Raw genomic sequence first — 20,161 nt, forward strand, 5'->3', positions numbered from 1 at the left:
ACCGCACGCCCCCACGAAAGGCAGGAAAGATGAGAATCCGAAAAATGGCGGCTGCCGCGCTGGCGGTGGCAGCGCTCGCGGCCGCCACCGGGTGCGGGGGCGCCGGCGGCGGTTCGGCCGCCGGCACGATCAACTGGTGGACGTGGGACGAGAAGCAGGCACAGGCGTACCAGGTCTGCGCGAATGCCTTTGAGAAGGCCAATCCAGGCGCCACGGTGAAGATTTCGCAGTATGACGTGGTCGACTACTTCACCAAGCTCACGGCCGGGTTCGTGGCCGGCAACGCGCCGGACGCTTTCCAGGACAGTGTGCAGTATTTCCAGGCGTACGCGAACCAGCACCAGCTCCTGCCGCTGGACGACTTCATTTCCAAGAACCATTTCGACATGACCAAATACTCGGTCGGGGTGAGCTCGTGGAAGTTCACCGACGGCAAGCAGTACGCGCTTCCGCTGGACTGGGCGGCGGCCGGCATCTACTACAACAAGCGCTGCTGACCAAGGCCGGCTACACCGACAAGGATATCCAGTCGCTGAACTGGAATCCGGACAACGGCGGCACTTTCGACAAGATGGTCGCGCACCTGACCGTCGACAACAAGGGCGTGCGCGGCGACCAGCCCGGCTTCGACAAGAATCATGTGGCGACCTTTGGCGCCGGCGCGATGGGCACCAACGACTTCAGCGGCCAGACCACCTGGAACGCCCTGGTTTCCACCCTGGGCTGGACGCAGGGTGACAAGTCCACCTGGCCGAGCACTTTCCACTACAGCGACCCGCGTTTTGTGAAAACGATGGACTATATCCGTTCATTGGCGGACCGCGGCTATGCGCCGAAATTCGGGGAGTTCTCCGGCAGCAACGGACAGAACACCATCAGCGATATCGACCTGCTGGGCTCCGCCAAGGTCGCGCTGGAGGAGTCCGGCTCGTGGTCGGCGGGCGAGTTCGCCAAGCTGCCTACCGTGAAGGTTGGCATCGCGCCTGTGCCGTACGGACCGGATGGCAAGACCCGGAAGATGACCAGCAACTCCAACGGAAACAACATCTGGGCCGGTACGAAGAACCCCGACCTGACCTGGAAATGGGTCTCGTACATGGGATCCGCGGAATGTCAGACGGCGGCCGGAAAGAGTGGCACTTTCTTCCCGTCCATCCCGAGTGCGATGGACGCGACCGCGAAGACTCTCGCCGCTCAGGGCATCGACCTCTCCGTCTACACCGCCTATGAGAAGGACGGCAACCTCTTCCCGGCGGTCGTCTACGGGAACGGCGCGGCGATGCAGCAGGCGTTGCAGCCGCTTTTCGAGGCATACTTCTCCCATCAGCGCAATGACGATGTGTTCCAGGAGATGACCACGAGAGAGCCAACAAGTGCTTGCCAAGAAGCAATAGGACCGCAGGTTCGCGCCGCGGGTGCGGTTGCCCGCGGCGCGAAGATGTCTTTTGACACGAGGGTGGTGAGGCTGAGCCGTGGATGTTCCCGCAGTTGTCGCGTTACGTGCCGGTGGTGTGGGTGTTGTCGTCGATCTGACCGGTGAAGTGCCCAAGGTGCTGCATTGGGGCCGGGATCTCGGCGAACTCTCCACCGCTGGCTTGGAAGCGCTTGCTTTCACCGCGATTCCAGCCACGCTCAACAACGCGGTCGACGTACCGCCGACCTTTTCGTTATGGGCGAACGAATCGCAGGGTTGGCTGGGCACCCCGGCGCACGAGGGGCATCTGGAGGGCCGCGCGACCGCGTCGCACCCGCGGCTGGCTGGCGCGGAGCAGTCACGCGGCCCGGACGGCAGTGCGGAGCTGATGGTGCGGCTTTGCGATGACGTGTCCGATGTGGACATCCTCGTCACGTACCGCCTGGATCCCACCGGAATTCTCGCCGTTGACACCGAAATGACCCGGCGGAGCGCTACCCTGCTGAAAAGCGACCTGCGCTATCACCTGGCCGGGGTGTCCACCATGTTGCCGCTGCCTCGCCGGGCTACCGAAATCCTTGACTTCACGGGAAAATGGTGCCGAGAGCGGGCCCCGCAGCGGCGGCCGGTGACCTTTGGCAGTTATGTGCGTGAGGTCCGGCGCGGCAAGCCGGGGCACGACTCGCCGTATTTGCTGACCGTCGGCACCTCCGGTTTTGGCTTCCGAGAGGGCGAAGCCTGGGCAGTTCACGTCGGCTGGAGTGGCAACCAGCGCTATCTGGCCGAGCAGTTGCCCGAGGGCGCCGGCGGCACGCACGCGGTCGTGCTCGGTGCCGGGGAGCTGCTGCGGCCCGGCGAGGTGAGCCTGGAAGCCGGCCAGACGTACGCTGCGCCGACTTGCTATTTTGCCTGGTCGGACCGCGGTTTGGATGGTCTCTCGGACCGGTTCCACGAGTTGTTGCGGGCTCGTGGGACACACCCGAAAACGCCGCGACCGCTGGTGCTCAACACCTGGGAGGCGGTGTATTTCGACCACGACCTGGACCGGTTGTTGGGCCTGGCCGAAAAGGCCGCCGAGGTCGGCGTCGAGCGGCTGGTGCTCGACGATGGCTGGTTCCGCGGCCGCCGGGACGACACCGCTGGTCTTGGGGATTGGTATGTGGACGCGAAAGTCTGGCCGCATGGGCTCTCGCCGCTGGCCGATCGGGTGCATGAGTTGGGCATGCAGTTTGGCCTGTGGGTTGAGCCGGAGATGATCAACCTGGATTCACAACTGGCCAGGGAGCATCCCGAATGGATTCTTGGCCCGTCTGGTGGCCTTGGGCCGCCGCAACGGCACCAATATGTGCTGAACATCGCGAATGAACAAGCGTGGGCCTATCTTCTGGAGCGACTGGACACGTTGGTCGGCGAGTATTCGATTGACTACCTCAAATGGGACCACAACCGAGATCTGCATGAGGCCGTCTGCCGCGGCGCTGATGGGCTGGACCGGCCGGGGGTGCGGGCGCAGACTTTGGCTCTCTACCGGTTGTTGGACGCGCTTCGGGAGCGGCATCCGGCGCTGGAGATCGAAAGTTGCGCCGGTGGTGGCGGCCGGATCGACCTGGGAATTCTGGCGCGTACCGACCGGGTGTGGCCGTCGGACTGCAACGATCCGTTGGAACGGCAGCTGATCCAGCGCTGGACCGGCCAGTTGGTGCCGCCGGAGTTGGTGGCCACCCACGTGTCGGCCGCCGCGCAGGCGCACACCACCCATCGGCACGCGGCCCAGTCGTTCCGATTGATCACCGCGCTTTTCGGGCACGCTGGCATCGAGGCGGACCTAACCCGTTCTTCGGCTCAGGAACTGGAAATATTCACCACCTGGGCGGCGCTTTACCGGGAACTCCGGCCGTTGTTGCACCAAGGCCGGGTCGTGCGGGCCGATCTGGTAGGAGAAGCGACGGTCCTGCACGGTGTCGTGTCGCCGGATCGTACGGCGGCACTCTTTTGCTGGGCGCGCCTTGCCACTTCGTCCGAGGGACAGGCCGGGCAAGTGATTTTTCCTGGCCTGGCCAGTGATCGTGACTATCGCGTACGCATTCGGGGCGAGGTCGGGCATCCGTCGATGTTCCAGGTCGCGCCGCCGCCGTGGGTCAGTCGGGCATTCGAGGGTTGGGTGCCAGTGCCCGGTGCGGTGCTCAGGCTGGCTGGCCTCGCGATGCCGACGCTGAACCCGGAACAGGCCATGTTGCTGGAAATCCGCGCCGCGTAGCGGTGGCTGTCGATGCGTACTGAATAGACGTCGCCCATCGGCGATCAGGTGGTGACCTCAACTTTGCTTGAGGTCAGCACCGCCGGGTCGAGCACCGGCGGGCGCGGCCCGTACGCGTTGGCGCGGGCGGCCCGCACGCGTACCGCCGGGACCGACGTGAGCATCCGCAGGAACTGCGGCGGGGTGATCGGGAGGCCGCGTTCTCGAGCGTTCATGACCCGGCGCTCGACCCTGACCTGGCGGGCCTGGACGGCCCGGATCGCCGGCTCCCGCTCGGCTTGGACGGCGGCCAGCACCGTCTCGTCGACCCGGCCGGTACGCAGCGCCGGAACCAACCGGTTCGCTGCGGCGACAGCGTCCTGAATGGCCATAAGGATGCCGTTGCCGCCGACTGGCGAGATCACGTGGGCGGCATCGCCAAGCAGCATCAGACCCGGCCGATGCCAGCGCTCGACTCGGGAGATGTCGACCGACAGCAGCGTGGTCTGGCCGAAGTCGGAGAGCAGGTAGAGCCGGTCCGCGAGCCACGGCACGTGCTCGGCGAAGAAGTCGCGGATCGGCCCGAGCCCGGCTTGCCGCGCCGCCGCGTACCCACCTTTGGGCAGCGTGTAACCGACTTGCCAGTCGCGTTGCCCGCCCAGCAGACCGACGTAGTTGTGTGGCCCGAAGTAGATGTCCACGTCCGCCTCGGGCGGGTCGCTGGCGCGACGCGGCAGCCGGAACCAGAGCAGGTCGTTGGCGGCTCCCAGGGACTGGTCCGGCAGGCCGGCGAGCCGGCGAACGCGGGAGAACCGGCCGTCGGCGCCGATCACCACGGCCGACCGCAGCACGTGCTCGCCGTGGGAGTCCTGATAGCGGACGCCGGTGATGATGCCGTTCTCCTCGACCAGCCCGGTGGCCTTGGCGCCCAGGCGCAGCCGCATGGACGGCAGGTCGACCGCCTTGGCGGCGAGGAAATCCAGGAAAATCGCCTGCGGCATCAGCGCGACGTAGTTGAAGCGGGTGGGCAGCCGGGAATAGTCCGCCGCCGTCAGCGTGCCGCCCGGAGTGTGCATCCGGAACGTACGAGCGGCGTAGTGCGGCAGCTCCAGCAGCTCGTCCGCGAGACCCAGCTGGTCGAGCAGCTCGAGCGTGTACGGGTGCAGGGAGTCGCCGCGGAATCTCCGGTCGAAATCTCGGTGCGCTTCCAGTAGCGTGACCGGAATGTCCGCTCTGGCCAGCAGGTATGCGAGCAGAAGACCGCCCGGCCCACCCCCGACGACAACACAGCGGGGCGCGCGCGGTGGTGATGGGGCGAACTGTGTCATCGCGGTCCTCCAAGGACTTGCTAGACACTCTAGCGGTAACCGCTAGCCTGTCTAGTAATCAAACTGTCTACAATCGCGACGTGAGCACCCCAGGGGGACCGCCGGAGGCGGCCAGAGTGGCCCGTGAGATCGGTCTCGCGGTCCGCGCGCTGGTGCTGACCGACCGCGAAATGCAGACCGCGCTGGCCCGCCGTCTCGGAGTCGGGCTCACCGACGTACGCGCGATGGAGGAACTGGTCGCCAGCCCGGACGTGCTCGGCCCGGTCGAGCTGGGCAACCGGCTCGGCATCCGCTCGGCTTCGGCGACCGTGCTGGTGGACCGACTGGGGCGGCGGCCGGCCACCTGGAGCGCGGCCGGCACCCGGACGACCGGCGGCGGATCACCCTGCATCTGACTGAGCGCGCGCGTTCGGAGTTCCGTGCCGCGCTGGGTCCGTTGTTGACCTCGATCGGGCGGATCACCGCTGGCCTGGATCCGGACGAGGCCCGTACGGTGGCGACCTTCTTACGGGACGTGACCGGTGCCGTCCGGGACTTTGCCGCTTCTGGTCCGCCCCCGGGGGCTGGCGGCGACCCACCGGGGCCCGATTGAGCGCCGGTTGCCTGCCTGGGCGTCGTCCGGACCAACCGCCGCGCCATCGGCTCCCGATTGCGCGGATTTCTCCATGGGGTGCGGCGCGAAATTGTCGTAGGTGTCTGTTTTTCTTTCCCCCTCCCTTTGAACGGGGGGGGGGGGGTTGAGAGGTGGACCTTGATTTTTAGTTGGACATTGGTCCTCAAGCCCGCCCCCCACCCGTTCACTGGGTGGGGGCAAATCTGCCGGAGGGGTACGACAGTTTCGCGCCGCACCCTGTTTTTTTGCGTCCAGTTCGGTTGTCGGACGACCCACCCGTTACGTCAGCCTCAGGCACCTCACCCCCAGACCATGGGAGGCAGCGAAACGCTGGGTTCGCCAGGCCGCGCCGCTCGGCGCGGTCCGTTCCTGGGCCTGTACGGCTCAGGTTTGCGGCCGGGTGCCGCTGGCGTTTGCGGTGAAGGTCAGTGATCTGACCAGAAGTGGCGCCGCCGAAGGGAGTCGTGCGCGGTCAGGAACAGTCCAGCACGATTCCTCCAGGGCTGGCGACGACGCCCACGAGGGGCGCATGCTTCGAGGGAAGTTGCCGCTTCTCGTGTGTTGCCCCAGGGGTACGCTTGACGTAGTCATAGTTGAAGAAAAAGTCCTTAATTAAGACCTTGTATTATGAGTCACAATAAAGGCGCAAACCATGCCGCGGTAAAACGTTAAGAAGCGTTACCGCGCGGCAGGGATGGGGATAGATGGAGTCAAAGCGCAGTACCGTCCGCGACCTGCGCCGGCACAACCGTTCGGCGCTGTTGTCCAAGCTCTTCCTGGACGGCCCGCTCAGCCGGCATGAGCTGAGCGGCCCGACCGGCCTCAGCGCTGCCACCGTCAGCAACGTGATCGGCGGCTTGATCGACGAGGGCCTGGTGGTCGAGGCCGGCATGGTCGACTCCGACGGCGGCCGGCCACGGGTGTTGTTGCGGGTCAACCCGGCGTACGGCCATGTGGTCGGCGTCGACGTGGGCGAGACCGGCATCAAGGTGGAGCTGTTCGATCTCACCATGACCAGGCTCGCGACCGCCGACCATCCGCTGCCCGGGCCGCGCCCGGAGCCGGACGCGGTCGCCGACCGGATCGTCGCTGGCCTTGCCGAGGTGCTCAAGAGCGCCGGGGTCGACGCGTCCGATGTGCTGGGTATGGGGATCGGCGTGCCCGGCACGGTCGAGCAGGGCTCGCCGGTGCTCGTACACGCCCCGACCCTGGGCTGGGATTCGGTCGCACTCGGGAAGATGCTCGCTTCCGAAGGTGTCACCATTCCGGTTTTCTTCGAAAACGGAGCGAAAACGCTGGGCCAGGCGGAAATGTGGTTCGGCGCCGGCCGTGGCGCGCGTTATGCGGTGATCACGCTGGTCGGCTCCGGCATTGGCGCGGCGATCACCGACGGGCAGATTTACCGCGGTGTCACCAGCAGCGCGGGCGAGTGGGGCCACACCACGGTCGTGTACGGCGGACGCGCCTGCCGGTGCGGATCGCGCGGCTGTCTGGAGGCGTACGCCGGCGCCGAAGCCATCCTGGAGCGCTATCGGCAGGCCCGTCGTGGCCGTCGTGACCAGCAAGGCGACGAGCAGTCCAGGCTGGCCGCGTTGCTTGCGGCCGCGCCCCGGTCGGCGGTGGCCGAGCAGGTGCTCGCCGAGACCGCCGAATACCTCGGTGCCGGCATCGCCAACCTGATCAACCTGTTCAACCCGGAACGGATCGTGCTCGGCGGCTGGGCCGGCCTCGCGCTCGGGGAGCAGCTGCTGCCGGCCATCCGCAAGGCGGCGGAGGCACACGCGTTGGCGCACCCGTACGGACAAACCACGATCGAGCTCTGCGAGCTCGGCCAGGACGCTGTCGCGGTCGGCGCCGCCACGCTCCCGATCGGCGAACCTGCGTACTGGCGCCCGCCCCCACTAGGCCCTGTCTGGCTATTGCGGCGGGCGATAGCCGAGCCCAGAAGTCGGCTGGCGGCACCGCGGAAAAGCCCCCATAGCGCTGCTATGAAGGCTTTCCCGCGGCACCACCAGCCGACTCCTGAATCTCGACTCTCATCCCACCGGAATAACCAGACAGGACCTAGTAGTACTTTGTTAGGTTGTTTCGGCGTGTCGAGTCGGAGTTTTTTTTGTTGTTATTCGGGACAATGTGTGGCATGAACCTGAAGCGCGGGATTCGTCAGGATCTTGAGCGGTACGTGCTGGATGTTTTTGGCGCGTTGCCGCGTTCGGATCAGCGGGTGAAAGCGGGCGCGTATCTGCGTGGCGTGTTGACCGATGGTCGGCGTAAGTCGATGTGGCCGATGGCGGAGCGGGTCGGCGTGGACTACCAGCAGATTCAGCAGTTCGTGTCGTCCTCGACCTGGCCGGTGGAGCCGGTTCGCGCGCGAATCGCGCGGCTCGCCCAGGAGTTGGTCGACCCGGTGGCGTGGGTCGTGGACGACACCGGGTTTCCTAAGGACGGCAAGCATTCCCCGTGTGTGGCGCGGCAGTACAGCGGCAGCCTGGGCAAGGTCGGGAACTGCCAGGTCGCGCCCAGCCTTCACCTGGCCACCGACGTGGCGTCGGTACCCGTGAACTGGCGCTTGTTCGTGCCTGAGCGCTGGGACGACTCACTCGCCGACGACGGTGATGCCGAGACGGTCGCGGCGCGACGAGCCGCGGCGAAAATCCCGGCAACCGAACGACACCGGGAAAAATGGCGGATGGCACTGGAAATGATCGACGAAACAACGAAATGGGGCCTGCGCCCCGGCGTGATATGCGCGGACCCCGGCTACGGTGACTGCGGCGATTTTCGCACGGCACTGACCGACCGTGGATTGTCTTATGTCGTCGGCGTCAAAGGTGACACCGGCGCGCACGCCGTGGACACCGAACCCGATATGCCGCCCTATTCCGGGTCCGGTCGCCCGCCGACAGCCCGCTACCGCACCAAACCCCTCAGCCTCAAGCAACACGCGATACGTGCCTCAACCCAGGCCGCGCAGACGATCACCTGGCGCAAAGGCACCATCGGTCCACTTCGTTCCCGGTACGTCATCATCCAAGTCCGACCCGCCAACCGCCACATCCCCCGTCAATCGGACGGCACACTACCGATCACCTGGATGATCGCCGAATGGCCCCCAAAAGAAGAAGAACCCACAAAATACTGGCTATCCAACCTCCACCCCAGCACCCGACCGAAAACCCTCGTGCAACTCGCAAAAATCCGCTGGCGCATCGAACACGACTACAGAGAACTCAAAACCGGACTCGGCCTCGACCACTTCGAAGGACGATCCTGGCTCGGCTGGCACCACCACGTCACCCTCACCAGCGCGGCACACCTGTTCATCACCAAAACCAGGCTCACCAACCCAAAAGCACCAGCGCCGGCCCACCCCCAACCTTTTACAAAAATAATACGAGAAATCCAGCACATCCTCGCCACCTGGGCCGGCGCATGCCATACCTGCCACCAAATTCTACGAACCTAACAAAGTACTACTAGGCGTACGGCCGCGATTCCTCACCGCGTGGGCGAGCCACGTGCGATGAGGAGTCGCGGCCAAAATGACCTACGTGGTCCATTTCTGGTTGGCGGCGCCGGTGCAGTCCCAGAGCTGCAACGGGGTGCCGCCGTCCGCGGTGCTGGGACCGGTCACGTCGAGGCATCTGTTGGACTGCGAGTTGACGATGTCGTTGCCCGCCGTGTGTTGCCATTGTTGGTTGGCGCCGCCCGTGCAGTCCCACAGCTGCGTTCGGGTCCCGTTCGCGGTGCCGTTGCCGACCGCGTCCAGGCATTTGCCGAGCGCGCGCACCGTGCCGTCGGAGTTGAAGGACCACTGTTGCGCGGAGCTGCCGTTGCAGGTGTAGAGCTGGACGGCGGTGCCGTTAGCGCTGTTGGCGCCGGCCACGTCCATGCATTTCCCGCCGTAGCCGGTCACCGCACCGGTGCCGCCGCCCCCCCCCGCCGCCGCTGCCCTGTGTACCAGCCCACGTGAAGGTCGCCGAGGTGGCCGCCGGCAGGTTGTACGTGAAGGATTCGTTGCCCCAGTTGACTTTCACCGACTGGGTGCCGTTGGTGCCGTTGTACGCGATCAGCGCCTTCGACCCGTCCGGGTTCTGCCATGCCACATTCGGCACGGTCGAGTTGGCGGAGGAATCGATCCGGTACGCGCCGGGTTTCACGAATTTCGTCAGCTGGCCCATCGTGTAGTACTCGATGGTGTAGTCGACCTGCCCGCTTCGGCTGTCTCCATTGTGGACGGTGATCAGCCCGGTGCAGGGTGCTGCAGCCGCCGCTGTTGGGGCCCATGGTCTGGTCGACCGCGAGGCTCCATTTCACCACGCTTTTACCCCAGTTCCGGGTATAGCTGATGATGTTGTTCATGTCCTCGTTCTGCTGGTTGCGCCGATCCAGGTGCCACCGGAATGCTCGGTGTCGTAGGCATCGGTGTTCGGGAACTGGTTGTGGATGGTGGTCTGCTGACTCACGTCCCCGCCGTAGCCGTGCCATGCGATGCCGCCAAAAAGCGAGTCGGCGCGCAGCGCCGCGTCGCCCATCGGGACCGAACCGAGGTCGTTGTAATTTCCCCAGTTATAGTCCAGAACCAGCAGTTTGGTGTCCAGCCCGGCCGCGTGGAATGCCGGCAGCAGATTGTTCTTGCTGAAGGTGTCCAAGCCGGAGCCGTTCCAGTTCATCGAGCCGTAGTTCGTGTCGTCGGAGCCGCAGCAGGTCGGCTCGTTCTGCGCGGACACGAAGTCAATGTGCAGGCCAGCGGCTTGCGACGCCTGGATGAACTTCACGAAATATTGCGCGTACGTCCCATAATACTGAGACTGCAGCCAGCCGCGGTTGGTGAACTTGCCGTTGTCCTTCATCCAGCCCGGCGCGCTCCACGGCACCGCCATCACCTTGAGGTTCGGGTTCAATGCCTTGGCCTGCTGGGAAAGCGGGATGACATCGGCCAGATCGTGGGAAATCGAGAAATGTGCGAGGCTCGGATCGGTCTGGCCGGACGGCAGGTCGTCGTACGAGTAGTTGTAGCGGGCCAGGTCGGACGCGCCCATCGGATTGCGCAGGAAGCCGACGCCAATGCCGTTCACCGGGTCGAAAAGCGCGCGCATCGTGTGTTGTCGCGAGTGGTCTGGGACAGGGCTCCGCTGGAGTTCATCAGCCAGGCGGCGGTGTCGGTGAAGGACGCGCCGCCGCCGGTGAACTGCTGGTAGCGGTTGCTTTCGTTGACAGTGATGGTCTGGTTGGCGCCGGGGGCTGCTCGCCGCGAACGCGATCGGGGCCTGCTGCTGCAGGCCGCGGGTGACATGGCGACCACCGGAGTCATCCGTGGTGGTCAACCAGATGTTCACCGGCTCGGCGGCCGCGTGCGCCGGGCTCACCGGCAGCGCGCAAGCGCGCGCGACGCCGGCGGTGAATGCGGCCAGGACAGCCAGAAAGCGTGAGCTCCTGGGCTGCCCGGGATCTCTGGTCGCGGGCATGACGAGTCCTTCCTCGGCACGACGGGAAAAGTGAACTCACCGAAGAACGACGACCCTGCGCAGCGGTCCGCCATGACCGCTGCATCGCCGACCCGCCGTGGCCGGGGATCCGCTGGTTTGCGGGGCCTGCCCCGGCGAGTAACACGCAGGAAACACCCGGCAGGAGAGCATGTCAATATGCGGCAAGATCGATACAGATCGCTCGTACGGCCGCAAAACCGCAGGTCAGACCTTAATTCTCCTCTTTAATCGGGAGCGAAAAAAAGTCCGTCAAGGGTTTGCCCGCGATACCTCGTCGCGGGCGACAGTCGCCCGCGATGGGGCATCGCGGCCAAACTCGGACAATGCGCCCGCCGGGCCGTACCGGCGAAGGCTGGGTATGTTCATGGCGACACAGCCCAGCGCAGGGAGGCGCGGATGCAGCCCGATCCCGGACCGGACCCGTCCCACGAGTTTGGGCCGCTGCTGGAGCTGGAGGAACTGGACGACAACTTGTTCCGCGGCTGGTGCCATTCCGGCCTGCCGCAGCGGGTTTTCGGTGGGAATGTGGCGGCCCAGGCGCTGGTTGCCGCCGGCCGGACGGTGCCGGCGCAGCGGCCGGTGCATTCGCTGCACGGCTATTTCGTCCGGGCCGGCAATCCCGACCACCAGATTCTCTATCAAGTGGAAAAAAGACTCGCGACGGCCGTTCGTTCAGCACTCGGCGGATTACCGCGACGCAGCACGGCGAGGCGATTTTCACGCTGTCGGCGTCCTTTCAGGTGCCTGCCGAGGGATTCGACCATCAACGGGAAATGCCGGTGACCCCGCCGGTGAGTGCGATTCCGCCGGAGGTCACCGGCAGCACGCCGGGTCGCGGCCGGATGCGCGACTCGCCGGTGACCCGAGTGCTGGACCTGAGGCCGGCCGACGGCGGCGACCCGGCCCGCCATCGACAGCGTTTCTGGGTGCGTACGCGCAATCGCCTGGATGACCAGCCGCTGTTGCACGTCTGCGCGCTGACGTACATTTCCGACCTCAGCCTGGCCAGCACCGCTTCGCTGCCGTACCGGACGGAGGCCACCATGATGATCTCCTCGCTGGACCACGCGGTGTGGTTCCACCGGCCGTGCCGGGCCGACGAATGGCTGTTGTTCGCGCAGCACAGCACGAATGCGGCGGGTGCGCGCGGGCTCGTCAACGGCGAGTTCTTCACCCAGGACGGCAAGTTGGTCGCTTCGGTGATGCAGGAGGTGCTGATGCGTCCGATCGGCCCGCCGCCCGAGCGACACTTACCTAACGATCGCTAAACGGGTAGGGTGCGGCTGACCACGGACGAAGGGATGGACGGATGCAGATCGCGGGCAGCGTCGCGCTGGTGACCGGAGGCGCATCGGGGCTGGGCCTTGCCACCGTGCGCAAGCTGGTGGAGTCGGGCGCCAAGGCGGTGATCCTGGACCTGCCGTCGTCGCAGGGCAAGCAGATCGCCGAGGAATTGGGCGACAGCGCGACTTTCGTGGCCGCTGACGTGACCGACGAGGGGCAGGTGACCGCCGCGGTGCAGACCGCCGTCGGGCTCGGCCCGCTGCGGATCGCGGTGAACTGTGCCGGCATCGGCAACGCGCACCGTACGGTCAACAAAAACGGACCATTCCCGTTGGACGCGTTCGCCAAGGTCATCCAGGTGAACTTGATCGGCACCTTCAACGTCATCCGGCTGGCCGCCGCCGAGATCGTCAAGACCGAGCCGATTGACGGCGAGCGCGGTGTCATCGTGAACACGGCGTCGGTGGCCGCGTTTGACGGCCAGATCGGTCAGGCCGCTTACTACTCCGCCTCAAAAGGCGGGATTGTCGGCATGACCTTGCCGATCGCGCGTGATCTCGCGAGCATGCTCGTACGAGTCGTGACTATCGCGCCGGGCCTTTTCGAAACGCCGCTGCTCGGCGCACTTCCGGACGAGGCAAAGAAATCCCTCGGCGCCCAGGTGCCGCACCCGAGCCGGCTCGGCCAGCCGCCGGAGTATGCCGCGCTGGCCGCGCACATCGTGGAAAACCCGATGCTCAACGGTGAGGTCATCCGGCTGGACGGCGCGATCCGGATGGCGCCGCGGTAATGCGGGCGCGGGCCGCCGTCCTGCGGGCAAAGGACGGGCCGTACGTGATCGAGGACGTGCGGCTGGCCGCGCCCGGAACCGGCGAGCTGCTGGTACGGATCAGTGGCGCCGGCATCTGTCACACCGATCTGCTGCCCAGAGTGCCGGACTATCCAGCCATGCCACCGATCGTGGCCGGTCACGAAGGCTCCGGAGTGGTCGAGGAAATCGGGCCCTCGGTGACCGGCCTCGAGCCGGGCGACCATGTCGTACTCACCTTCGATTCCTGCCGTGCCTGCGAAAACTGCTATGCCGGCCATCCGGCCTATTGTGACACATTTTTGGTACGCAACCTGACTGGTGTCGGTTTGGGGGATTCCGCGCCCATGCAGGACGCCGACGGCAAACAGATTTCGGCTCGCTGGTTCGGTCAATCGTCCTTCGCGAGCCATTCGATCGTGGCCGCGCGTAACGTCGTGAAGGTCGATTCCTCGCTCCCGCTGGAAATTCTCGGACCGCTGGGCTGCGGCATGCAGACCGGTGCCGCGTCGGTGCTGATCGCGCTCGGTGTCACCGCTGGTACGTCGATCGCGGTCTACGGTACGGGCGCGGTCGGGCTCAGTGCGGTGATGGCGGCGCGGGTAGCCGGCGCGGCGAAGATCATCGCGGTCGACGTGAGCCCGAAAAGGCTGGAGCTGGCGGCCGAACTCGGCGCCACCCATACGATCGACGGCTCGACCGACGACGTTGTTCGTCAGATCCGCGGAATCACCGGCTCGGGCACTCAGTTCGCGTTGGATTCGACCGGAGTTCCCGCTGTCATCGTCAATGCGATCACCGCGCTGCGACAGACGGGTACGTGCGGCCTGCTCGGTGTCGTCAAAGGCGATCTCATCCTACCGGCTTCGGTGCTGGCGCTTGGGCGCAATGTCAAGGGCATTCTTGAAGGTGACGCGGTGCCGCAGGTCTTCCTGCCCAAACTGATCGATTTGTGGCAGCAGGGCCGCTTCCCGTTCGATCGGCTGGTCGAGACTTTCCCGCTGGAGCGGATCAACGAGGCCGAGCAGGCCGCGCTTGCCGGCGAGGTAGTCAAACCCGTCCTGCTCCCCAACGGCTAACGGAGGTGGCTCAGTGAGCGACAGCGTGCTGACCGAAATCGCGGACGGCGTCCTGGTGATCACCATTAACCGACCCCAGGCCCGTAATGCGGTCGACAAGTCGGTCGCCGAGGGCATCGCGGCCGCGGTGGAGGAACTCGACAGTCGGCCGGACCTGGTGATAGGTATCATCACCGGCGCTGGTGGCACGTTCAGCGCTGGCATGGACCTGAAAGCCTTTGCCCGCGGCGAAACTCCGTCGTTGCCCGGTCGCGGTTTCGGCGGGATCACCCAGCAGCCGCCGACCAAGCCAATGATCGCCGCGGTGGAAGGCTGGGCGCTGGCTGGCGGTTTCGAGCTGGCGTTGAGCGCCGACCTGATCGTGGCCTCGAAAGAGGCGAAGTTCGGCATTCCCGAGGTCACTCGCGGACTGGTGGCCGCGGCGGGCGGACTGCTCCGGCTGCCCAAGGTTCTGCCGTACCAACTGGCGATGGAGTATGCGCTGACCGGCGATCCGTTCACTGCCGAGACCGCGCATCGGTACGGCCTGGTCAACCGCCTGGTCGAACCGGGACAGGCATTGGCGGAGGCGAAGAAACTGGCCGCGCGCATCGGGCAGAACGGGCCTTTGGCCGTACGAGCGACAAAGCAGATCGTCGCCGGAGTGGTCAAGTGGACCGACCAGGAGGCCTTCGCTGAGCAGGGCAAAATCGTTGGGCCGGTTTTTGGTTCCGCGGACGCCCGCGAAGGTGCCGTCGCCTTTGCCGAAAAACGCAAGCCGGTGTGGAAAGGCGAGTAGATTCGTTCGTTCCGTTGGGAAGGGAGGCGCAGTGCCGGCCAAAGCCGAGGTTGAGCTGGATATGGAGCAGGTCGAAGGGGGACGTTGGCGGATCTTCGGCGCCAACGTGCTGCCGCCGATTTTGGCCTGTGCGCTGGAAGCCTTCGAGGAGCAGGGCTATCACGCCACCACGGTCCGGGACATCGCGCGCCGGGTCGGCGTCACCGTGCCGGCACTTTACTACCACTACGAGAACAAACAGGCGCTGCTCGTCGAGCTGCTGATGGGCTCGATGGGGGGCTTGCTGGAGCGCTGCGAGGCCGCGGTGGCCGAGGCCGGCGGCGAGCCGGTCGACCAGTTCTCGGCGATTGTCGAGTGCATCGTGCTCTACATGGCCTCGCGCGGCTCGCAGGGCTTGCTGGACAGCGAGATTCGCAGCCTGGAGCCGGAAAATCGAGTTCGCTATATCGCTCTGCGGGATCGCCTGGAGACGACGCTGGGCGAAATCATCGAGCGGGGCGTGGCGGCCGGCGACTTCACCACCGAGTTCGCCGAGGAGTCCCGCCGGATGGTGCTGACCGCGTGCAACGCGGTCGCCCGCTGGTATCACCTGGACGGGCCGGTGTCGCCTGAGGAGATGGCGCGGCGATATGTCTCCATCGCACTCGGAGCTGTCGGATATCGGCCACGCTCTCGCGCGCGTAAGAAGTCCTGAGGCATTGTTCACTGCCTTGACTCGGTCGACCTGTTGTCAAGTTAGCGATCGCTCAGTAAGTTCTGTGACGGGGGTAACTCTCGTACGAAGAGGTGAGCCAACATGCGCGATGCCGTCATCGTCGAAGCCGTCCGTACGCCGCTGGGCAAGCGTCGAGGAGCCTTGCGCAACGTCCATCCGGTGGACCTGTCCGCGCAGGTGCTCAAGGCCCTGGTCGCCCGGGCCGGGGTGCAGCCGGCGCGGATCGACGAGTGATCTGGGGCTGTGTCATGCAGGTCAGCGAGCAGGCCGGCAACATCGGCCGCAACGCTGTGCTTGCGGCCGGCTGGCCGGAGTCGGTGCCGGCCACCACGGTCGACCGGCAGTGCGGATCTTCCCAGCAGTCGGCGCATTTCGCCGCCGCCGGTGTGATGGCCGGGCAATATGACCTGGTGATCGCCGGTGGTGTCGAGTCGATGACCCGAGTGCCGATGGGATCCGCGCGCGGCACCGGCGGCAGCCCGTGGGGCGAGTGGGTCCGCGAGCGATACGGCGTCGACGGCTTCAACCAGGGCATCGGCGCCGAAATGGTGGCCAAACGCTGGAATATCAGCCGCGAGCAGGTCGATCAGATCAGCCTGGACTCGCATCGCCGGGCCGCCGAGGCGACCGACGCCGGCCGGTTCAAGAAGCAGATCGCGCCCGTACAAGCGCTGGACAACGAAGGAAACCTGACAGTTTTTGAGGTCGATGAAGGAATTCGGCGGGAAACGTCGATGGAGAAAATGGCCGGGTTGAAACCGGCCTTTCAGGACGACGGCGTCGTGACCGCCGGCAATTCCTCGCAGATTTCCGACGGCGCCGCCGCGATGCTCATCACCACCAGCGAGATCGCCGAGCAACTCGGCCTCACTCCGCTGGCCCGGTTCCATTCTTTTTCGCTGGCTGGCGTGGATCCGGTCAGCATGCTCACCGGCCCGATCCCAGCTACCCGGAAGGTGCTGGAAAAGGCCGGGCTCAAGGTAGATGACATTGGCGCTTTTGAGGTGAATGAGGCGTTCGCGCCCATCATTGACGCCTGGTTGACCGAAATCGGAGCACCGTGGGAGAAAGTCAATCCGAACGGTGGCGCGATCGCGCTCGGACATCCGCTCGGCGGTTCCGGTGCCCGGCTGATGACCACGCTCGTGCACCACATGGTCGACAACGGGATTCAGTACGGCCTGCAGACAATGTGTGAAGGCGGCGGCATGGCGAACGGTACCATCCTGGAGCTCGTCCGATGAGCGATTTCGCGGCTCGCGCGGCCGGTTGGCTCTCCGCGCACGCACCGACCGACGGCTCAGCGGAGCTGGCCGACGCGAAGCGTTTCCAGGCCGAGTTATATGACGCCGGGTTCGCCGGCATCACCTGGCCGACCCAGTACGGTGGTCAGGGACTGAGTATGACCGAGCAGTTGACTTTCAGCGGCATCGCGCAGAAGTACGACCTGCCGACCTATCCGTTCATCATCGGCATGGGCATGTGCGGCCCGACCCTGCTGGATCTTGGTACGGACGAGCAGAAAACCCGATATATCAAGCCGCTGCTGCGCGGTGAGGAGATCTGGTGTCAGCTGTTTTCCGAGCCTGGTGCGGGATCCGACGTGGCCAGCCTGCAGGCGCGGGCGGTCCGTGACGGCGACGACTGGGTGCTGAACGGCCAGAAAGTGTGGACGACGAACGCGCAGTTTCGCCGATTTCGGTGCGGTGCTGGCGCGTACGGATGTAGACAAGCCCCCAAACACAGCGGGCTCACCATGTTTGTCGTCGACATGCACGCGCCCGGCGTGAACGTCCGGCCGTTGCGGGTGATGATGACGGGAACGCGCCGTTCAACGAGGTTTTCTTCACGGACGTACACATTCCCGGTGATGCGGTGATCGGCACCGTGAACGACGGCTGGCGGGCCGCGGTCACCATGCTCGGGCATGAGCGGGTTTCCATTGGTACGTCGATGGCGCCGCGATCGGATCCGCTGGCTTTTGGGTCACTGCTGGAAAGCGCGCGACGGGCCGGGAATTCGACCGATCCGGCCGTACGAGCCAAGCTGACCGAGCTTTACGTGCGGCAGCAGGAGTTACGGCTGCTGACCGTACGGATGCGCCAGGAAGCCTTTGCTGGCAAGCCGATCGGCGCTCGCGGCTCGGTCGCGAAGCTGGTCGGCGCGGTGGTTGCCAACCACAGCGCCGATGTCGCCGGTTCGGTGGCCGGCCCGGACGCCGTCGGATGGCTGCCGGACGACCAGGCCGCGGCCGAGCTCACGACCGGGATCGTCGGCGCGCCTGGCATCGGGATCGCCGGTGGCACCAACGAAATTCAGCGCAACATCATTGGCGAGCGGGTATTGGGCCTACCCAAGGAGCCTCAGGTCGACCGGGACGTGCCGTTCCGGGACCTGAAGGTCGGCACCCAGCGGACGAACTGACATCGGAGCCGACATGGAACTCGTACTCACCCAGGAACAGGAAGACCTGCGCGCGACGGTTCGTAAGTTCTTCCAGGACCAAGTCCCGATGTCCGCCGTGCGGGCGGTGGTGGATGGCGCCGACTATGACGCTGGGCTGTGGAAGCGAATGTCCAGCGAACTGGGCCTGACCGGGCTGGTGGTGCCGGAGTCGTACGGCGGTGCTGGCGCGGGGCACGTCGAAAGATCTGTGGTGCTGGAGGAAATGGGCCGCTTTCTGGTGCCGTCGGCCTTCTTCTCGTCCGCTGTGTTGGCGGTTGACGCGCTGCTGACGCTGGATGACGAGCAGGCGCGTGCGGACCTGTTGCCAAGACTCGCGTCCGGTGAGATCACCGGCACTGTCGCGGTCGCTGAGGACAGCGTGTACTGGCATCCGGGCACAACCAACACCGAGGCGGCCTCTACCGACACCGGCTGGGTCCTCAATGGACAGAAGAACCTCGTCGTCGATGGCGCCACCGCCGGCGTGATCATCGTCTATGCCGACGAAGGTTTCTTTTTGGTCGACGGGCAGGCAGCTGGCCTGACGCGTACGCCACTGGCCGTGCTGGACCCCACCCGGCGGCTGGCCAGGCTCGAGTTTTCCCAGGTATCGGCCCGGAAACTGGAATGTGCGGACGGCGGCGGCGGCGCTGCGCGCGATGGCCGACCTGGCTGCGGTCGCGCTGGCCGCGGAGCAGGTCGGTGGACTCGCTCGATCGATGGAAATGTCGGTGGACTACGCGAAAGTCCGGGTCCAGTTCGGCCGGCTGATCGGGTCGTACCAGGCGGTCAAACATGGCTGCGTCGATTCGTACGTGGACTGGGAACTGACGTCGTCGGTCCTGCGGTATGCGACCTGGGTCGCTGACAACAATCTCGACGAGCTGCGAACAGCGGCCGCACTCGTACGATCCAGTGTTTCGCCGGCGTATTTCCGGGTCGCCGCACGGACAATTCAGCTGCACGGCGGGATCGGCTACACCTGGGAACACGATGCGCACTTCTATTACAAGCGCGCGAAGTCGTCGGAGCTGTTGTTCGGGGATCCCGCCGAGCAGCTGGCCGAACGACTCGGCATTTGATGTCGTACGAGCAAATCTCCTATCAGGCCGAAAACCGGGTGGCCACCATCACCCTCGACCGGCCAGAAAAGCTCAACGCCTTCACCCACGTGATGCTCGGCGAACTCGTCGATGCCCTGAACCAGGCCGATGGCGACGACGATGTGCGTGCTGTCGTCGTTACCGGCCGAGGCCGGGCGTTCTGCGCTGGCGCGGATCTTTCCAGCGGCGCCAGCAGCTTCGACGCCGATGCTCGTCAAGTGCGAGGCGATGTCAGGGAAATGGTCGACGGTGTGCCGCGAGACGGTGGTGGCGTCCTCTCCCTGCGGATCGCGGCGATGCGAAAGCCAGTGATCGCCGCGATAAACGGCCCCGCCGTCGGTGTCGGGCTCACCATGACGCTGCCGATGGACATCCGGCTCGCCGCGGACTCCGCCCGAATGGGCTTCGTCTTCGCGCGCCGTGGACTGACTCCGGAGGCCGCGTCCAGCTGGTTCCTGCCTCGTATCGTCGGCATCTCGCAGGCGATGGAGTGGGTGTCTACTGGCAGAATTTTCGATGCCGAGGAAGCGAAATCTGGCCGACTCGTGTCGTACGTGCATCCCGCGGACAAACTGCTGGACGCGGCGTACGCGCTGGCCGCGGAGATCGCGCAGAACACGTCCGCGGTCGCGGTGGCCGCGGCCCGACAGCTGATGTGGTCGATGCTCGGTGCGGCCAACCCGTGGGAGGCGCACCGGCTGGACTCCAAGGCGATCTTCCAGCTCGGCCAGTCCGGCGATGTCGCCGAGGGCGTCAAGGCTTTCCTGGAGAAACGGCCGGCCAAGTTCCCGCTGCGGGTCAGCGAGGACTATCTGACAGACCTGCCGCCTTGGCCAGGAGCCAAACCCGAGGCATGATCGTCTTCCAGA

General features: G+C 65.6%; 20 protein-coding genes and 3 pseudogenes. 19 read left to right on the forward strand and 4 right to left on the reverse strand.

Going from position 1 to position 20,161, the window contains the following annotated elements:
• The first annotated feature begins 29 nt into the window (after positions 1–29).
• Genes GNX96_RS50045 through GNX96_RS08140 form a run of 3 tightly spaced genes read left to right on the forward strand, consistent with a single transcriptional unit; the run spans position 30 to position 3,671 of the window.
• Positions 30–497 (forward strand): ABC transporter substrate-binding protein, encoded by a 468-nt coding sequence (locus GNX96_RS50045; RefSeq protein WP_279579761.1) that lies wholly within the window; start codon positions 30–32, stop codon positions 495–497.
• Positions 416–1,540, forward strand: coding sequence for an extracellular solute-binding protein (locus GNX96_RS08135; protein ID WP_279579762.1), 1,125 nt, complete (start codon positions 416–418; stop codon positions 1,538–1,540). Before GNX96_RS50045 ends, GNX96_RS08135 begins: the two co-directional genes overlap by 82 nt.
• Entirely contained in the window at positions 1,473–3,671 is a 2,199-nt protein-coding gene (locus GNX96_RS08140; protein WP_163567603.1) for an alpha-galactosidase, read from the forward strand. The genes GNX96_RS08135 and GNX96_RS08140 overlap by 68 nt, the downstream gene beginning before the upstream one ends.
• A 44-nt stretch (positions 3,672–3,715) precedes the next feature.
• Here the strand turns inward: GNX96_RS08140 and GNX96_RS08145 are convergent, their stop codons facing one another.
• Entirely contained in the window at positions 3,716–4,978 is a 1,263-nt protein-coding gene (locus GNX96_RS08145) for an FAD-dependent oxidoreductase (protein WP_163567604.1), read from the reverse strand.
• A gap of 80 nt (positions 4,979–5,058) precedes the next feature.
• Here GNX96_RS08145 and GNX96_RS50050 point away from each other — a divergent pair, with 80 nt between their 5' ends.
• The 4 genes and pseudogenes from GNX96_RS50050 to GNX96_RS08160 all read left to right on the forward strand — a co-directional run.
• Positions 5,059–5,373, forward strand: a complete 315-nt coding sequence (locus GNX96_RS50050) for a hypothetical protein (RefSeq protein ID WP_279579763.1) — start codon at positions 5,059–5,061, stop codon at positions 5,371–5,373.
• Between the two features lie 44 nt (positions 5,374–5,417).
• Positions 5,418–5,570 carry a hypothetical protein gene (locus GNX96_RS50055; protein WP_279579764.1) on the forward strand — a complete coding sequence of 51 codons (153 nt, stop codon included), beginning with the start codon at positions 5,418–5,420 and terminating at the stop codon, positions 5,568–5,570.
• A gap of 725 nt (positions 5,571–6,295) precedes the next feature.
• Positions 6,296–7,735 carry an ROK family transcriptional regulator gene (locus tag GNX96_RS08155; RefSeq protein WP_163567605.1) on the forward strand — a complete coding sequence of 480 codons (1,440 nt, stop codon included), beginning with the start codon at positions 6,296–6,298 and terminating at the stop codon, positions 7,733–7,735.
• Positions 7,732–8,964: pseudogene (locus GNX96_RS08160) on the forward strand (IS701 family transposase); the annotation flags it as partial. The gene GNX96_RS08155 and the pseudogene GNX96_RS08160, both read left to right, overlap by 4 nt.
• A gap of 174 nt (positions 8,965–9,138) precedes the next feature.
• Here the strand turns inward: GNX96_RS08160 and GNX96_RS08165 are convergent.
• The 3 genes from GNX96_RS08165 to GNX96_RS08170 all read right to left on the reverse strand — a co-directional run bounded on the left by GNX96_RS08165 (position 9,139) and on the right by GNX96_RS08170 (position 11,059).
• On the reverse strand, positions 9,139–9,507 hold the full coding sequence (locus GNX96_RS08165; RefSeq protein ID WP_279579765.1) for a ricin-type beta-trefoil lectin domain protein: 369 nt from the start codon (positions 9,505–9,507) through the stop codon (positions 9,139–9,141).
• The gene (locus GNX96_RS50060; protein ID WP_279579766.1) at positions 9,455–9,772 is read right to left on the reverse strand and encodes a glycoside hydrolase family 30 beta sandwich domain-containing protein; all 318 of its coding nucleotides are present in this window, start codon (positions 9,770–9,772) and stop codon (positions 9,455–9,457) included. Before GNX96_RS50060 ends, GNX96_RS08165 begins: the two co-directional genes overlap by 53 nt.
• Before the next feature lie 177 nt (positions 9,773–9,949).
• Positions 9,950–11,059 (reverse strand): glycoside hydrolase family 30 protein, encoded by a 1,110-nt coding sequence (locus tag GNX96_RS08170; protein WP_279579767.1) that lies wholly within the window; start codon positions 11,057–11,059, stop codon positions 9,950–9,952.
• A 417-nt stretch (positions 11,060–11,476) separates the two neighbouring features.
• Between GNX96_RS08170 and GNX96_RS50065 the strand changes: the two genes are divergently transcribed.
• The 12 genes and pseudogenes from GNX96_RS50065 (at position 11,477) to GNX96_RS08215 (ending at position 20,149) form a co-directional block, all read left to right on the forward strand.
• Positions 11,477–11,863 carry an acyl-CoA thioesterase gene (locus GNX96_RS50065; protein ID WP_279579768.1) on the forward strand — a complete coding sequence of 129 codons (387 nt, stop codon included), beginning with the start codon at positions 11,477–11,479 and terminating at the stop codon, positions 11,861–11,863.
• Positions 11,821–12,348, forward strand: coding sequence for an acyl-CoA thioesterase (locus GNX96_RS08175; RefSeq protein WP_390623952.1), 528 nt, complete (start codon positions 11,821–11,823; stop codon positions 12,346–12,348). Before GNX96_RS50065 ends, GNX96_RS08175 begins: the two co-directional genes overlap by 43 nt.
• Positions 12,349–12,389: 41 nt before the next feature.
• The gene (locus tag GNX96_RS08180; protein ID WP_163567607.1) at positions 12,390–13,154 is read left to right on the forward strand and encodes a 3-hydroxyacyl-CoA dehydrogenase; all 765 of its coding nucleotides are present in this window, start codon (positions 12,390–12,392) and stop codon (positions 13,152–13,154) included.
• A complete protein-coding gene (locus tag GNX96_RS08185) occupies positions 13,154–14,251 on the forward strand; it encodes an NAD(P)-dependent alcohol dehydrogenase (protein ID WP_163567608.1) in 1,098 nt (365 codons plus the stop codon). The genes GNX96_RS08180 and GNX96_RS08185 overlap by 1 nt, the downstream gene beginning before the upstream one ends.
• Before the next feature lie 13 nt (positions 14,252–14,264).
• Positions 14,265–15,029 (forward strand): crotonase/enoyl-CoA hydratase family protein, encoded by a 765-nt coding sequence (locus GNX96_RS08190; protein ID WP_163567609.1) that lies wholly within the window; start codon positions 14,265–14,267, stop codon positions 15,027–15,029.
• Positions 15,030–15,060: 31 nt separating this feature from the next.
• The gene (locus GNX96_RS08195) at positions 15,061–15,723 is read left to right on the forward strand and encodes a TetR/AcrR family transcriptional regulator (protein ID WP_279579769.1); all 663 of its coding nucleotides are present in this window, start codon (positions 15,061–15,063) and stop codon (positions 15,721–15,723) included.
• 102 nt (positions 15,724–15,825) lie between these two features.
• Positions 15,826–16,988, forward strand: a pseudogene (locus tag GNX96_RS08200) (thiolase family protein).
• Positions 16,985–17,623: an acyl-CoA dehydrogenase family protein gene (locus GNX96_RS50070; RefSeq protein WP_279579770.1), complete on the forward strand. Its 639-nt coding sequence runs from the start codon at positions 16,985–16,987 to the stop codon at positions 17,621–17,623. Before GNX96_RS08200 ends, GNX96_RS50070 begins: the two are co-directional and overlap by 4 nt.
• Positions 17,620–18,168, forward strand: a complete 549-nt coding sequence (locus GNX96_RS50075; RefSeq protein ID WP_279579771.1) for an acyl-CoA dehydrogenase family protein — start codon at positions 17,620–17,622, stop codon at positions 18,166–18,168. The genes GNX96_RS50070 and GNX96_RS50075 overlap by 4 nt, the downstream gene beginning before the upstream one ends.
• 13 nt (positions 18,169–18,181) lie before the next feature.
• Positions 18,182–18,523: pseudogene (locus GNX96_RS50080) on the forward strand (acyl-CoA dehydrogenase family protein); the annotation flags it as partial.
• Positions 18,524–18,914: 391 nt separating this feature from the next.
• Positions 18,915–19,271 (forward strand): acyl-CoA dehydrogenase family protein, encoded by a 357-nt coding sequence (locus GNX96_RS50085; protein ID WP_279579772.1) that lies wholly within the window; start codon positions 18,915–18,917, stop codon positions 19,269–19,271.
• Positions 19,271–20,149 carry an enoyl-CoA hydratase-related protein gene (locus GNX96_RS08215; RefSeq protein ID WP_163567610.1) on the forward strand — a complete coding sequence of 293 codons (879 nt, stop codon included), beginning with the start codon at positions 19,271–19,273 and terminating at the stop codon, positions 20,147–20,149. Before GNX96_RS50085 ends, GNX96_RS08215 begins: the two co-directional genes overlap by 1 nt.
• Positions 20,150–20,161: the final 12 nt, after the last annotated feature.

The organism is Fodinicola feengrottensis, assembly GCF_010993775.1.
GTDB classification, from domain to species: Bacteria; Actinomycetota; Actinomycetes; order Mycobacteriales; family HKI-0501; genus Fodinicola; species Fodinicola feengrottensis.

Bases quoted from the DNA above. Each gene is read 5' to 3' on its own strand.
- GNX96_RS50070 (WP_279579770.1), top strand. From the start codon at position 16,985: ATGAGCGATTTCGCGGCTCGCGCGGCCGGTTGGCTCTCCGCGCACGCA.
- GNX96_RS08170 (WP_279579767.1), bottom strand. From the start codon at position 11,059: ATGCCCGCGACCAGAGATCCCGGGCAGCCCAGGAGCTCACGCTTTCTG.
- GNX96_RS08180 (WP_163567607.1), top strand. From the start codon at position 12,390: ATGCAGATCGCGGGCAGCGTCGCGCTGGTGACCGGAGGCGCATCGGGG.
- GNX96_RS50065 (WP_279579768.1), top strand. From the start codon at position 11,477: ATGCAGCCCGATCCCGGACCGGACCCGTCCCACGAGTTTGGGCCGCTG.
- GNX96_RS50045 (WP_279579761.1), top strand. From the start codon at position 30: ATGAGAATCCGAAAAATGGCGGCTGCCGCGCTGGCGGTGGCAGCGCTC.
- GNX96_RS08215 (WP_163567610.1), top strand. From the start codon at position 19,271: ATGTCGTACGAGCAAATCTCCTATCAGGCCGAAAACCGGGTGGCCACC.
- GNX96_RS50060 (WP_279579766.1), bottom strand. From the start codon at position 9,772: ATGGGCCAGCTGACGAAATTCGTGAAACCCGGCGCGTACCGGATCGAT.
- GNX96_RS08185 (WP_163567608.1), top strand. From the start codon at position 13,154: ATGCGGGCGCGGGCCGCCGTCCTGCGGGCAAAGGACGGGCCGTACGTG.
- GNX96_RS50085 (WP_279579772.1), top strand. From the start codon at position 18,915: ATGTCGGTGGACTACGCGAAAGTCCGGGTCCAGTTCGGCCGGCTGATC.
- GNX96_RS08155 (WP_163567605.1), top strand. From the start codon at position 6,296: ATGGAGTCAAAGCGCAGTACCGTCCGCGACCTGCGCCGGCACAACCGT.
- GNX96_RS08145 (WP_163567604.1), bottom strand. From the start codon at position 4,978: ATGACACAGTTCGCCCCATCACCACCGCGCGCGCCCCGCTGTGTTGTC.